Consider the following 13,614-nt stretch of genomic DNA (forward strand, 5'->3'; position numbering starts at 1 on the left):
TTGCCAGCAGAAGGCAAAGCCAGAATACGATCGGTTTCGGAGCCATCAACAACCAGCTGTTGCCAGAATACATTAGAACAGGATTACTTGAAAGTCACAAACTTAACCATTTTCTAAACAAGGCGAAAATTGGTGGATACTGTGTGAGGAACGTAAATCACAGATTTTTAATTGGGTAGAAGGTACATTTTCCGAATGTTTACAGTGTCAAAGCGTATAGATGATGAAAGGTTTTTATTTTGTTCTATGTACAACTACAAGGTAAGGTATACCGTGAATGGGCGCAGTTCAACCGAAGTCTTTGTAACTGCATCCGGATCCAGCGAAGCGGTGAAGTTAGCCTTCAACCGGAATGGTTGGCAAAAAAGTCTGGTAAGCGTTTATGCAATCATCCATTTCTTGTAACTCTGTCCTATTTCTTATAATTCTGTCCTATATCGTTATTTGTTTCTACTAGTAAGATTACCGTAACCGTGCGATACTTAAAGATTTCTGTAGAAGATTCTTTTTATTGATCACCTTGTACTAAAGATACTGTAGACGGTTATGATTTTTATGGCATTGCCCGGTCAGACTTCTGAATTGGGCGATGCCATTGATTTAAACAGCGCAAGGAGTCGCGGGTTGGCCTGTTCTAAAATGGAACGATACGAAGCGTGTATACCTCCTGAAAGGGTATTTGATGAAGCGGATAGCTATTGTCCTGGGAATTGTCCTTTTTATTCTCGCATCTTATTTCGGGATTATGTACCATTCCCTCTCGCCGTTTGTGAAAGAAAAAGAACGGCTTTTGGCAAACGAACTGACGGGAAAAGGATTGAAACCGAATTATATGATCATTTCCGGCTATCGTCCACACTGGCTCAATCAATTAACCCCGCTCGCGGCCAAAAAGAGTGTCCATCAGGTTGGACAGGCAATCGATATCGATGTGTTCGATGTCAATGGAGATGGGAAAAGCAATCGAGAAGATGTTGAACTCATTGTTCAGACGTTAGAGAAAATGGACCGCCGGAATCCTGCCCTGGCGGGCGGGATTGGAACGTATTTTAGGTCCGCGCCACAAATGGTCCATTTTGATGTGGCGGGAAAAAAACGCCGGTGGAATTATTGATCCCACCGGCATTTTACGCCACGTTGAGGATGGCTTTTTACAGCATCACCGGCTGCCCGGTTTTGACGGACTCATCGCAGGCAAACGCAATGCGAAGGCTGTTGACGGCATCCTGCAAATGGTCGGTCAAATCGACGTTTTCGCGGATGGCTTTCAGGAAATACCGTTGTTCGCGGTTGCACAACTCCTGGTGGTCCGGTTCGTCCTGCATATCGATCCAGGTGTCTTCCTGTGTAAACTGATCGTTTTCGTCCAGCTGGGCGTAGTGCACCCGGAGCGATTCGGTCTTGGTGTGCGCATCCACATTGTCGGATTTGCCGGCTCCGCCCGCGTTCTTGGCGACAATGGAAACGCAGCCTTTCGGCCCGATCACGTCCTTCACAAAAAAGGCGGTTTCGCTCATCATCGGCCCCCAGCCCGCTTCGTACCAGCCGACCGAACCGTCTTCAAACCGGATTTGCAACTGGCCGTAGTTATAATTCCCCGCCGGAATCTCTTCCGTCAGCCGGGCCCCGATGGCGTTGACCTGTACCGGTTTTGAACGCGTCATCTGGCACATCACATCAATGTAATGCACCCCGCAATCGACGATCGGGCTGAGGCTCTTCATCAGATTCCGGTGAACCGTCCACATATAACCGTGGCTTTGCTGGTTCAGGTTCATCCGCATCACCAGCGGGCGACCCAGTCCCTGCGCCACTTCCACAAATTTTTCCCAGGACGGATGGTGGCGCAGAATGTACCCAACCACCACTTTTTTTCCGGCTTTCTCGGAGGCCGCCACGACGCGCTGCGCTCCTTCGACGGTATCGGCCAGCGGTTTTTCAATAAAGACGTGACAACCGCTTTCGAGCGACTGAATGGCAAAGGCTTCGTGGGTGTCGGGATAGGTCGAAATACAGACCGCGTCCGGTTTGGTTTCCTGCAGGGCGGTGGTAAGGTCGTTGAAAAGCGGGTAACCACCCCCGAGTTTTTCGTTCAGGACTTCCTTGCTTTTGCCGGTGGATACAATACCGCAGATTTCAAAACCATCGGTATTGGCGTACGCTATAGCGTGCGAAGCGCCCATGTTGCCGCAACCGACAACGAGCACCCGCACCGTAGAATGAAGTGTTGACATGGAAAATTTACGTTAAAGACGGCAAGTTGGGACAGGAAACGGAATAAAAAAAATTACCGGCGTCCCAGTCGGTAGTTCAAACCGACGATTCCCTGCAAACCAGGCCAGAAATTTTTCCAGTCGGTCAGGCCCACACCGGGCTGGTGCGATATATAGGAATCGAAGAGGAAATAATCCGTCCGTTTCTGAAAACCAACGAATTTCTGTACGCCCAAGTCGAGGTTCCAGCGCGACGAAAACCGGATGTTCAGGGCCGCCGTGATCCCCAAGCCCCCCAGAAAACCGTCTGCCGAATGTGGGCGATACACCGATTCACCCGTACCGAAGGATTCAATGGTGCCTTCCTGACGGTATTGTGAACCAATCAGACTAAGTCCGATGGGTAAGCCAAGTTTGGTCAGGCGATCGTTGCTGCGAATCAGATCGCGTTTGTACCCCACTTTGACGAAAGCGCCCGACGTTTTCAGGTCGTCGACTCCGCAGTCACAGGCAAACCCGCTGCGGAAACCGCCGAACGAATTCTGATGGGTATAACCGGCATTTACCGTAATCGCCCAGCGATCCAGCCTGGGGCTCCAGGCCGACGTAATTTCCAGGGAGCGACCGGGTAAGGTCGCCAGGTTGGTGCCGATTTGACCCTGCCAGTTCTGGGCGAATACCTGACTCGTGGCTGTCATTAGGAACAGAAAGAGTAAACGAAATTGCATATCAGATTTTTCTTTTTTCGACGATGTTTACCAGAATATACCGGATGGAAGACGCATCCTGGGGTGGATTTTTAACCGGTTCCCGGCGTACGATGAGCCGGTATTCGTACCCTTCCTCGTACGTAAAACCGTCGATCCCGCTGTAAAAGTAACCCCAGTTGGTCTCTTCATCGATCTTGACCAACAGGCACCGCTGCTGGAACACCCCCATGCAATCTTCCTGATGATCCGCAATCTGCATGGTAATTAAATCCGGCTTAACCTGCCATTTGTCGCAAGCCCCGAAGAGCAAAAGCAACAATAAGGTGCCGTAACGAAGAGATGATTTCATGAATAAGGCCAAAGGTTGAAACTATACAGACCTGTTTTAAATCAAATTCGTTGCAACGGACGGCCTGAAAACCGCCAGAAATTTACGGCTCCCGTTTCAGGAGTTTTCGTTTGAAAAAATCCGCCGTGGCCTGTCCGACTTTCAGGGCGTTGGCGTGGCTCATCCAGTGGTGCGTATCGTCGGGAATGACCAGTGTTTCCAGCGGGACGCCCCGGGCTTCCAGGCGCCTGACCAGATCCGTACTTTGATTGAACCGGACGTTGCGGTCATCGTCGCCGTGGATGATCAGCACCGGGGAAGTCCAGGTCTGGATGGACGAAACCGGCGATGACGCCCAGGCCACGTTGGCCGCCCGCTCGGCATCCGGAATAGGTTCGGCCGGGTTGGATGCGGGCGCAGTTCGGCTGGTGGTCCAGTTGTGAACGCCATGAATGTCCACCCCCGCAGCAAACAATCTGGAATCGCGGGCCAGGGCCATGGCGGTCAGGTAGCCACCGTAGGATCCCCCGTAAACCCCGATCCGGCTGGCGTCGATCTGCGGCTGTTTGGCCAGCCATTCGCCCGCAGCCTTGATATCCTGATACTCAGCTCCTCCGGCGGGTCCGCCGTTGGCCGGTTGGTGAAACGCATACCCGTAGCCGATGCCCAGCCGGTAGTTGACCGACAAAACCGCAAACCCCTGACTCACCAGGTACTGATTGTAGGCGTAGGCATTGGAATAATAATCCGAATAATTCCAGCCCAGCTGCATCTGCCGCGACGGGCCACCGTGAATGTAAATAATGGCGGGTTTTTTACCCGTTCCGTTGGCCGGTTCAAAGAGTTGTCCATACACCGTCACCCCATCGGCGGCTTTGAAAGTGACCGGTCTGGGCGTCACCAGTTGGCTGGTTGGAAAATTGGCAGGAATCAGGTTTTGGCCCAGGAGCTTTGCTGCTCCCTTTGCAAACGGCATCAGGGCGGGGAGGGGCGGACGCTGGGCGGTGGCACTCAGGAAGGCAATGTTCGCCCCATCGCCCGTGATCACCGGCGTCCATTCCAGGCCAACGCCCGGTGTCAGCACTTCAGCTCCGGCTTTATCCACCGCCACGCGGACGACATGCCGACGGTCAATATCGAATTGGTCGGGGCCGGTATTGCCGCTAAAAACCAGCCATTTGCGGTCGGTACTCAGTTGGATGTGCTCAGCCATGAACGAACCGGGGGTCAGCAACAATGGGTTCCCGCCGGTCGAAGGCATCGAATACAAATGCGGCCAGCCGTCCTGATACGACAGAAAAACAATGCGGTCGCCAGCCGCCCAGTGGAGGTTAAAACCGCCATGTGTCGTTGGTACCGACCCGGCCAGGGTTTTGGGAGCCTGCCAGATTGGGCTGGCTTTTCCGGTGGCGATATCCGCCGTCCAGATCGACCAGGGCTGGTGTCTGCGACTCAGGAGCGAATCCGGGGCACCCCCGGAACCGGGGGTGCGGACGAAGACGATTTTCGTGCCATCGGGCGACCAGCGCGGGGAGCGATCCCGCGAAAAGGACGGAGCCAGCCATTGAATGGGCGTTTCGGCATGGGTGAAAATGCCGACAAAGGCATGATCGCCCCGGCTGGAAACAAAGGCGAGTCGGGAACCGTCGGGCGACCATTGCAGCGAGCCATTTTCGCCCCGGGCCGTGAACAGGTTTTGGGCTGCGGCAGAACCGTCGATCGGTGCTGACCAGATCTGATGGTTTTTCACGAAGGCGACCCGATCGTTGCTGGGCGAAATCACAGGTTCATCCCCTTCCGATAACGCTTTGGGTTCACCACCCACGAAGGGTACACGCCAGACCTGCACCTTGATCGGAACGGGGGAGGAGGAGGTGTTGACCGGCAGGGCATCGTCCCAGTTGGAACCGTGGTCGCCCCCGCGCACGTAAACCACCCACCTGCCATCCGCCGAAATCGAAAGGCTGGAAATTTCCTGCCCATCGTCGCTGGTGTAATTCGTTAGTTTTCGGGGCGTAAATTCCGGTCCTTCAGCGATATAGATGTTGCGCCTGCCCTGGTCGTTGACTACCCAGGCAATCTTCGACCCCTGAGCGGAAGCGGTTAAATCGGAAGGGAAAGGGTAACTCCGTACGGCTTCCAGCGGGAACGATTGCGCCGGGCTGGGGTGGCGATTGAGCAAAAAGAGGCCTGTAATCAGGTAAACGAGGAGAAGTTTTTTCATGAGAAGTTGTATTCATTTGCTTGAAAATACGAAATCAGAACTGTTTCGCAGAGCTCGGCGGAGTAAATTCAAGTTTAGCGGAGCAAAAATTTCGCTGATAAGCTCTGATTAACTCCGCTGCACTCTGCGAAATAACTTTTTGATGTCGAACAAACCTTTCCAGACACGGTTAACCAAGTTTACTTCTGAGCTTCATTACTCATGAAAACCACAACCCAATCCATTGAGCAATTGAGCATCAATACCGTACGGGTATTGGCGGCCGACGCCGTGCAAAAAGCCAATTCGGGCCATCCCGGTTTACCAATGGGCGCGGCTCCGATCGGGCATCTGCTCTGGACCGAGGCCATGCATTACAGTCCGAAAAACCCGGACTGGCCCAATCGCGACCGGTTTATTCTGTCGGCGGGACACGGTTGCATGCTGCAATATTGCTACCTCTACCTGACGGGGTATGACCTCAGCCTGGATGATCTGAAGCAATTTCGACAACTGGACAGCCAGACGCCCGGCCATCCGGAATACGGTTTGTCGAAAGGAATCGAGATTACGACGGGGCCGCTGGGGCAGGGTTTTGCCAATGGCGTCGGTTTTGCGATTGGGCAATACCATCTGGCAGCTCGCTACAACCAGCCGGATTTTCCGCTGTTCGATTATAAAATTTACGCCCTGTGCAGCGACGGCGACATGATGGAAGGCATTACGTCCGAAGCCGCGTCGCTGGCGGGGCATCTGAAGCTGGGCAACCTGATTTATTTCTACGACGATAACCATATTTCCATCGAAGGCAGCACCGATCTGACGTTCACGGAAGATGTCGCCCAGCGGTTTCAGTCGTACGGCTGGCACGTGCAGGTAGTCCCCGACGGCAACGATCTGGAAGCCCTGTACCAGGCCGTGAAAGCCGCACAGGAAGAAACCACCCGCCCCTCGCTCATCAAGGTTCGGACGCATATCGGCTACGGCAGTCCGAACAAGGCCGACACTGCCGACGCGCACGGGTCGCCCCTGGGTGAAGCGGAAGTTCGGCTTGTGAAGGAGCGATTCGGGTTTGACCCCGACAAATCGTTTGTTGTACCCGCCGGTGTGTTGCACTATTACCGCGAAATCGGGAAGGAGCGGGCGAAGAAAGAAGAAACGTGGAACGATCTGTACAAAGCCTACAAAGCGAAGTATCCTGAACTGGCGGAAGAGTACGAGTGGGTCAGCAACGGAAAACTGCCCAAAGGCTGGGCGAAAAAGATCCCGGTTTTCGCGGCCACCGACGAAAAGATCGCGACCCGGAAAGCGTCCGGTAAAGTCCTGAACACCATTGCCGATGACCTGCCGCACCTGATCGGCGGGTCGGCGGATTTGTCGCCGTCGACGGATACGGATTTGAAGAAGTACCAGTCGTTTTCTCCCGAAAACCGGGCGGGCCGGATTTTTCATTTCGGGATTCGGGAACACGCCATGGGCGCGATTCTGAACGGCCTGGCGGTGACGAAAGGCATTATCCCGTACGGGGCGACCTTCCTGGTTTTTTCCGATTACCTGCGTCCCACGATCCGGCTGGCCGCTATCATGAAAATCCGACCGGTTTTTATTTTTACCCACGACAGCATCGGTTTGGGCGAAGACGGTACGACCCACCAGCCGATTGAGCATCTGATGGCGTTGCGGGCCATTCCGAATCTGGTGGTGATTCGTCCGGCGGATGCCAACGAAACCGCCCAGGCCTGGCGGGTGGCCATCGAACACCCGGGCGGACCGGTGGCCCTCATCCTGACCCGGCAGGGCTTGCCGGTCATCGATCAGGAAAAATATGCCCCGGCGACGGACCTCGAAAAGGGCGCCTATATTCTGTCGGATTCCGAAAAAAAACCGGAGGTAATTCTAATGGGCACCGGATCGGAAGTTTCGTTGTTGTTGCAGGCACAGGAGCAGCTCCGAAACGAGTCGATTGCCGCCCGGGTGGTTAGTATGCCTTCCTGGGAACTGTTCGACCGGCAGGATGCGTCTTACAAGGAGACGGTTTTCCCGAAAGTGGTGAAAAAACGGCTGGCGGTGGAAGCCGGTGCGGTGTTGGGCTGGTATAAATACGTCGGCGACGAAGGCGATATTCTGGGCATGACGTCCTTTGGTGAATCGGCCCCGGCGGGCGACCTGTTCAAAAAGTTCGGCTTCACGGTGGAAAACATCGTGAACCGGGCAAAGGCGTTGGTCCGATAGGAAACGGTTTTCAGTTTACAGTATTCGGTGGCTAACGCGTTCTTTCCCAGGTATGCGTCAGTTCCGGCGGGGAACCGCCCCGAAGCGTCGGCCCGGCGTAAACTGAAAACCGTATACCGAAAAGCGTATACCATAAACTGAAAACCGTATGAAAATAGGCATTGCCGCCGATCATGGCGGGTTTGAACTCAAGGAAACGCTCAAGTCGTTTCTGACCGGCCTGGGCTACGAGGTGGTCGATTTTGGAGCGCACGACTACGAAAGCACGGACGACTACCCCGATAAAATCATTCCGCTGGCGCGGGCGGTTTCCGGCCGTGAGGTTGAGCGGGGCGTGGCGGTTTGCGGGAGCGGTGTCGGAGCGGCCATTGTTGCCAATAAGATCCCGGGCGTACGGGCGGCCTTGATTAACGACCATTTTTCGGCGCATCAGGGTGTAGAAGACGATGATATGAACTTAATTTGCCTCGGCGGACGTATTACAGGAAATCGGGTCGCCGAAGAGTTCGTGAAAGCCTTTCTGGAAGCCCGGTTCAGCGGTGCCGAACGACACCTCCGGCGATTGCATAAAGTGCTTGAATTAGAAAAATAACTCTTCCCGTTTAAGGCTAACGGTTTAGGCTTTTTTGCTGAAAACCGGATCGTTACCCTTAAACCTTACCTCTTAAACGTTAAACGAAATATGGCAAACCGCGTAAAACAGATTCACAACTTTGGCCAGAGCATCTGGCTGGACTTTATTGACCGGAAAATTATGGATTCCGGCGAACTGCAAAAACTGATCGATGAAGACGGTGTTCGGGGCATTACGTCGAACCCGGCGATTTTCGAAAAAGCCATCAGCAGCAGTTCTGATTACGATGAGGACATCAAAAAACTGGCAAAAGAAGATAAAACCGACGAGGAAATATTTTACGGACTGGCCGTCAGCGATATACAGCGGGCGGCTGATTTGTTTAAACCCGTCTACGAAGAAGAAATTCGGGGTGCCGATGGCTACGTTAGTCTGGAAGTATCACCGCACCTGGCGCTGGATACGGAGGGCACCATCAACCAGGCCCGCGAACTCTGGAAAGCCGTGGATCGCGACAATGTGATGATCAAAATTCCGGGAACTGAACCCGGTTTGGCCGCCATCCAGACCGCCATCAGCGAAGGCATCAACGTTAACGTAACCCTGCTGTTCGGGCTCGATCGGTACGAAGCCGTAACGGATGCCTACATTTCGGGCCTGGAAGCCCGCCTGGCGGCTGGCCAGCCCATCGACGGCATTGCGTCGGTTGCGAGTTTCTTCCTGAGCCGGATCGACGTCATGGTGGACCCGCTGCTGGACGAAAAGGGACTCGGTGACCTGAAAGGCGAAGTGGCCATTGCTTCGGCTCGCAAAGCCTACGAAATTTACAAACGCGTGTTTGGCAGCGAACGGTTTGCGAAGCTGAAAGAAAAAGGAGCCAAACCGCAACGCCTGCTCTGGGCCAGCACCAGCAGCAAAAATCCGGCGATTCCCGACACCAAATACGTGGAGGAACTGATCGGTCCCGAAACCGTCGATACCGTCCCGATGGAAACACTGGAAGCCTTCCGGGATCACGGCGTGGCCGAAAACCGGCTGGAAACAAATCTGGACCAGGCGACGGCCATTCTGGAAAAACTCAAAACCGGTGGCATCGACCTCGACGCCATCACCCAGAAGCTGGAAGACGAAGGCATCGACAAATTCAACAAGCCGTACGACAAACTCCTCGCGGCCATTAACGCCCAGAAAAAAGCGCTGGAAGCTGTGTAACGGCAGTCGGTGGTCGGTATTCCGTTTTCGGTTTACGCCGGGCCGACGCTTCGGGGCGGTTTTCTGCCGGGACTGACGCAAGTTTAGATTGAATGCGTCAGCCGCTGAAAACCGAAAACTGACTACCGAACACCGACATCTGTCAACCGCAACTCTTTTAACTCAAACGACTCAATGGCAGAAACGAAATATAACTTTGGCATGATTGGCCTCGGGACTATGGGCCGAAACTTGCTCCTCAATATGGCCGACCACGGTTTTCCGGTGGCCGGTTACGACATCAACCCCGATCAGGTGGCCGGTTTTGAAAAGGAAGGCGAAGGAAAACCGGTCAAAGGCTTTACGGATCTGGCGACCATGATCGAGCACCTGTCGACGCCCCGCGCCCTGATGATGCTGGTTCCCGCCGGAAAACCGGTCGATAACGTCATCGAAAAACTGCTGCCGCTGCTCGAACCCGGCGACATCATCATCGACGGCGGAAATTCGCATTATACCGATACCATCATTCGGGATAAATACCTGGACGAGAAAGGGTTTCACTTCTTCGGGATGGGGATTTCGGGCGGAGAAGAAGGGGCCCGCAAAGGCCCGAGCCTGATGCCGGGTGGCGACAAACAGGCGTATCTGACGCTGAAGCCCATTTTCGACGCCATTGCCGCGCAGGTAGACGGGGTTCCCTGCGTGACCTACATCGGTCCGGGGGCCTCGGGTCATTTTGTGAAAATGGTCCATAACGGGATCGAGTACGGCCTGATGCAACTCATCGCCGAGACCTACGAAATTCTGCGGAAGGGCCTTCAACTGGATAATCAGGAACTGCATCAACTCTTCAAAACCTGGAACGAAGGCCGGTTGCAGTCGTTTCTGGTGGAAGTGACCCGGGATATTTTTGGTTTCCGGGAAAACGGTTCCGAGCAGTATCTGGTCGATCTGATTAAGGATCAGGCGAAATCGAAAGGGACCGGTAAATGGACCTCGCAGGTTGCGATGGAGCTGGAGGTTCCCATTCCGACCATCGATACGGCGGTGGCGATGCGGGACCTGTCCAAATACAAAACGTTGCGGGTCAGGGCGGCCGCCGTCTACGGCGACGAGCCGGCGGCTCTGGATGTCGACAAGGAAGAATTTCTGAAATCGATTGAAGAGGCCCTGTATTTCTGTACCATCATGACCTACGCCCAGGGGCTCGATCTGCTGTACCGATCCTCGATTTCGTACGGCTATAACCTTGACCTGGCCGGTATTGCCAAAATCTGGCGCGGGGGCTGCATCATCCGGGCGGCTTTGCTTAACGACATTTTCAATGCCTACGAAAAAGCGCCCAGTCTGGAGCATCTCCTGCTCGACGACTCCATTCGGGAACTGGTGGCCCGCAGCGTGGGCGGTATGCGCTACGTGCTTACCTCGGCCATTACGGCGGGGATTGCGGTGCCGGCTTACGCGGCTTCATTAACGTACTTTGATTCGTTCCGGAGCGAGAATATGCCGTCCAATCTCATTCAGGCGCAACGCGATTACTTCGGGGCGCATACTTACGAACTTATTGGCAAAGAGGGCGTTTTCCACACCCACTGGACGCCACTACCTGGAAAACCATGAAATCAATGCTTAAGCCGAACCCTACCGTATTCATTATTTTCGGAGGAACCGGTGATCTGGCCTGGCGCAAACTCGCGCCGGCCCTGTATAATCTGTACCTGGACGGCTGGATGCCCGACCATTTTTCGATTGTCGGTACCGGGCGGACAAAACTGACCGATGAAGAATTTCGCGAAAAACTGCTCGAAGGCATTAACCTGTTTTCGCGCAGCGGCAAAGCGGAAAAAGAGCAGTGGGAAACCTTCAGCCAGAACATTTATTACCAGGTGTCGGACCTGAAGAATGCCGCCACTTACCGGGAGCTGGGGTCACGGATTAAAACCTACGAGACGGCCTGGGACCAGAAAGCCGACCTGATTTACTACCTGGCGGTTTCGCCGAACTTCTTCCCGATTATTGCCGAAAACATCGCTAAAAACTGCCCGAAAGAAGGATTGGATCGGACCCGGATCGTGATTGAAAAACCGTTCGGACACGACCTGGACTCGGCCCGGGCACTGAATGCGCAGTTGCAGGGGATTTTCGACGAGAAGCAGATTTACCGGATCGATCATTATCTGGGCAAGGAAACCGTGCAGAATATCATGGCGTTCCGGTTTGCCAACTCGCTGCTCGAGCCGATCTGGAATCGCAATTACATCGATCACGTACAGATTTCGGTAACCGAACAACTGGGCGTCGAGGACCGGGGTGGTTATTACGACGGGGCCGGGGCGTTGCGCGATATGATCCAGAACCACCTGTTGCAACTGCTATGCCTGATTGCGATGGAACCGCCCGTGAACCTGGATGCCGACGAAGTCCGCAACCGCCGGGTCGATGTGTTGCGGTCGATGCGCCGGTTTTCGCCGGATGATATCCGGTTTTCGGCCGTTCGCGGGCAATATGGTCACGGCTGGATCGAAGGCAAGGAAGTGCCGGGGTATCGCGATGAACCGGAAGTTGACCCAACTTCCAACACGGAAACGTTTGCGGCCCTGAAGTTTTTTGTCGATAACTGGCGCTGGCAGGGCGTGCCGTTTTACCTGCGCACCGGCAAGCACCTGAGCCAGTCGGCTTCGGTCATTTCGATTCAGTTCAAGAACATACCGCATTCGATTTTTCCGCCGGAAGCGGCCGAAAACTGGCAGCAAAACCGCCTGGTTTTCAGTATTCAGCCCGAAATGAGCATTCGGTTGCAGATGCAGGCCAAACGACCCGGGCTGGACATGACGCTGAACCCGGTTGATCTGGTCTTCGATTACAGCGGCACGTATCCCGGCAAACCGCCCGAAGCCTACGAAACCCTCCTGCTCGACACCATGCTGGGCGATCAGACTCTGTTCATGCGCAGCGATCAGGTCGAAGCGGCCTGGGATCTGATCATGCCGATTCTACACGCCTGGGAAAACAAGAAGAGCCTGAGCTTCCCGAATTATCCGGCGGGCTCCTGGGGCCCCGAAAACGCCGAAGCGCTGATTGCGCAGGACGGTTTTCACTGGTTTACACTTCCACTTAACGGGAAACACGGATGAGTCAGCCCATTTTCCATATTTCTGACACCGCCGACCAGACGGTGGTGGCGCTGGCGGATTTTTTCGTCGAAACGGCTAAACGAGCCATTGCCGAAAATGGACGGTTTTCGGTCGCGTTATCGGGCGGCAGTTCGCCGAAAAAATTGTATGAGTTGCTTGCAACGCCCGATTTCAGCCGACAGCTCGATTGGGATAAAGTTGATTTTTTCTTCGGTGACGAACGCTACGTCCCCGCCGATCATCCCGATAGCAATGCGTTGATGGTCAAGAAGGCCTTGTTTGATCCGTTGCGCATTCCGGCTGCGAACATTTTCACCGTCGATACCAGTCTGCCGCCCGACGAAGCCGCCCGGCAGTACACGGAAGCCATTCAGAAACGGTATCAGGCCGTGCAGGTCCGGTTTGATCTGATGCTGCTGGGACTGGGCGACAATTCGCACACGGCTTCGTTGTTCCCACACACGCCGGTGTTGCACGATCCGTCGGTGTCGGTGAAGGCGGTTTTTCTGGCGGACCAGAACGTTTACCGGATTACGATGACCGCGCCGTTGATCAATCTGGCCCACCGGCTGGCGTTTCTGGTGTACGGAAAAGGCAAGGCCGAAGCGGTCGAAGCGGTGCTGAACGGCCCCGAAGACATTGAAAACCACCCCGCTCAACTCCTTCGAAAGGCGGTTGGGGAGGTGCACTGGTTCCTGGACGAACCGGCGGCTTCGGCGCTATCAAGGTAACCTCGCTGGCATCAACGGGTAATGCTTCAGACATGAGTTGTCCCGAAGTTTGATGCCTCTATTTTAAATGCGAAAACCTTCCGAGTTTAGTGGTGCGAACTACTAACCGGAAGGTTTTCTTATGTCGGGACTCCGTAAAAATCGGCGTCTGTGCCGACGCAATCAAGTCACAAGCTCATTATTTTACCGACCAACTGGATGAGTTTGTTCACCCCCTCGCTCAGCAGCTTGATGGCCTGTTAGCTCGGCGAGGAGTCTCCACCTTTAGGGCCGCACGCACCTTGCACTAACAGCG

At 54.4% G+C, this 13,614-nt stretch carries 11 protein-coding genes; 7 read left to right on the forward strand and 4 right to left on the reverse strand.

Annotation, left to right across the window (positions count from 1 at the left end):
• The first annotated feature begins 769 nt into the window (after positions 1-769).
• Complete coding sequence (locus ACFPMF_RS02310) at positions 770-1,114, forward strand: peptidoglycan L,D-endopeptidase MepK (RefSeq protein ID WP_379840814.1); 345 nt, start codon at positions 770-772, stop codon at positions 1,112-1,114.
• A gap of 37 nt (positions 1,115-1,151) precedes the next feature.
• On the opposite strand, the gene ACFPMF_RS02315 is transcribed toward ACFPMF_RS02310, so the two are convergent.
• The 4 genes from ACFPMF_RS02315 to ACFPMF_RS02330 all read right to left on the reverse strand — a co-directional run bounded on the left by ACFPMF_RS02315 (position 1,152) and on the right by ACFPMF_RS02330 (position 5,475).
• The gene (locus ACFPMF_RS02315) at positions 1,152-2,234 is read right to left on the reverse strand and encodes a Gfo/Idh/MocA family protein (RefSeq protein ID WP_379840815.1); all 1,083 of its coding nucleotides are present in this window, start codon (positions 2,232-2,234) and stop codon (positions 1,152-1,154) included.
• 53 nt (positions 2,235-2,287) lie between these two features.
• Positions 2,288-2,941 carry a hypothetical protein gene (locus ACFPMF_RS02320; protein ID WP_379840816.1) on the reverse strand — a complete coding sequence of 218 codons (654 nt, stop codon included), beginning with the start codon at positions 2,939-2,941 and terminating at the stop codon, positions 2,288-2,290.
• 1 nt (position 2,942) lies between these two features.
• Positions 2,943-3,272: a DUF4377 domain-containing protein gene (locus tag ACFPMF_RS02325; protein ID WP_379840817.1), complete on the reverse strand. Its 330-nt coding sequence runs from the start codon at positions 3,270-3,272 to the stop codon at positions 2,943-2,945.
• Between the two features lie 82 nt (positions 3,273-3,354).
• Positions 3,355-5,475 carry a S9 family peptidase gene (locus ACFPMF_RS02330; protein WP_379840818.1) on the reverse strand — a complete coding sequence of 707 codons (2,121 nt, stop codon included), beginning with the start codon at positions 5,473-5,475 and terminating at the stop codon, positions 3,355-3,357.
• Between the two features lie 201 nt (positions 5,476-5,676).
• Between ACFPMF_RS02330 and tkt the strand changes: the two genes are divergently transcribed.
• The 6 genes from tkt to pgl all read left to right on the forward strand — a co-directional run bounded on the left by tkt (position 5,677) and on the right by pgl (position 13,319).
• Positions 5,677-7,686, forward strand: a complete 2,010-nt coding sequence (gene tkt, locus ACFPMF_RS02335; RefSeq protein ID WP_379840819.1) for a transketolase — start codon at positions 5,677-5,679, stop codon at positions 7,684-7,686.
• Positions 7,687-7,834: 148 nt separating this feature from the next.
• Complete coding sequence (locus ACFPMF_RS02340) at positions 7,835-8,278, forward strand: RpiB/LacA/LacB family sugar-phosphate isomerase (protein WP_379840820.1); 444 nt, start codon at positions 7,835-7,837, stop codon at positions 8,276-8,278.
• 90 nt (positions 8,279-8,368) lie between these two features.
• Positions 8,369-9,472: a transaldolase gene (gene tal, locus ACFPMF_RS02345; RefSeq protein WP_379840821.1), complete on the forward strand. Its 1,104-nt coding sequence runs from the start codon at positions 8,369-8,371 to the stop codon at positions 9,470-9,472.
• A 174-nt stretch (positions 9,473-9,646) separates the two neighbouring features.
• The gene (gndA, locus tag ACFPMF_RS02350; protein ID WP_379840822.1) at positions 9,647-11,074 is read left to right on the forward strand and encodes an NADP-dependent phosphogluconate dehydrogenase; all 1,428 of its coding nucleotides are present in this window, start codon (positions 9,647-9,649) and stop codon (positions 11,072-11,074) included.
• Positions 11,071-12,588: a glucose-6-phosphate dehydrogenase gene (zwf, locus tag ACFPMF_RS02355; RefSeq protein WP_379840823.1), complete on the forward strand. Its 1,518-nt coding sequence runs from the start codon at positions 11,071-11,073 to the stop codon at positions 12,586-12,588. The genes gndA and zwf overlap by 4 nt, the downstream gene beginning before the upstream one ends.
• Complete coding sequence (gene pgl, locus ACFPMF_RS02360) at positions 12,585-13,319, forward strand: 6-phosphogluconolactonase (RefSeq protein ID WP_379840824.1); 735 nt, start codon at positions 12,585-12,587, stop codon at positions 13,317-13,319. Before zwf ends, pgl begins: the two co-directional genes overlap by 4 nt.
• Positions 13,320-13,614: the final 295 nt, after the last annotated feature.

This window comes from Larkinella bovis, assembly GCF_042655385.1.
Lineage (GTDB): Bacteria > Bacteroidota > Bacteroidia > Cytophagales > Spirosomataceae > Larkinella > Larkinella bovis.

Bases quoted from the DNA above. Each gene is read 5' to 3' on its own strand.
- ACFPMF_RS02315 (WP_379840815.1), bottom strand. From the start codon at position 2,234: ATGTCAACACTTCATTCTACGGTGCGGGTGCTCGTTGTCGGTTGCGGC.
- ACFPMF_RS02320 (WP_379840816.1), bottom strand. From the start codon at position 2,941: ATGCAATTTCGTTTACTCTTTCTGTTCCTAATGACAGCCACGAGTCAG.
- ACFPMF_RS02325 (WP_379840817.1), bottom strand. From the start codon at position 3,272: ATGAAATCATCTCTTCGTTACGGCACCTTATTGTTGCTTTTGCTCTTC.
- ACFPMF_RS02330 (WP_379840818.1), bottom strand. From the start codon at position 5,475: ATGAAAAAACTTCTCCTCGTTTACCTGATTACAGGCCTCTTTTTGCTC.
- tkt (WP_379840819.1), top strand. From the start codon at position 5,677: ATGAAAACCACAACCCAATCCATTGAGCAATTGAGCATCAATACCGTA.
- ACFPMF_RS02340 (WP_379840820.1), top strand. From the start codon at position 7,835: ATGAAAATAGGCATTGCCGCCGATCATGGCGGGTTTGAACTCAAGGAA.
- tal (WP_379840821.1), top strand. From the start codon at position 8,369: ATGGCAAACCGCGTAAAACAGATTCACAACTTTGGCCAGAGCATCTGG.
- gndA (WP_379840822.1), top strand. From the start codon at position 9,647: ATGGCAGAAACGAAATATAACTTTGGCATGATTGGCCTCGGGACTATG.
- zwf (WP_379840823.1), top strand. From the start codon at position 11,071: ATGAAATCAATGCTTAAGCCGAACCCTACCGTATTCATTATTTTCGGA.
- pgl (WP_379840824.1), top strand. From the start codon at position 12,585: ATGAGTCAGCCCATTTTCCATATTTCTGACACCGCCGACCAGACGGTG.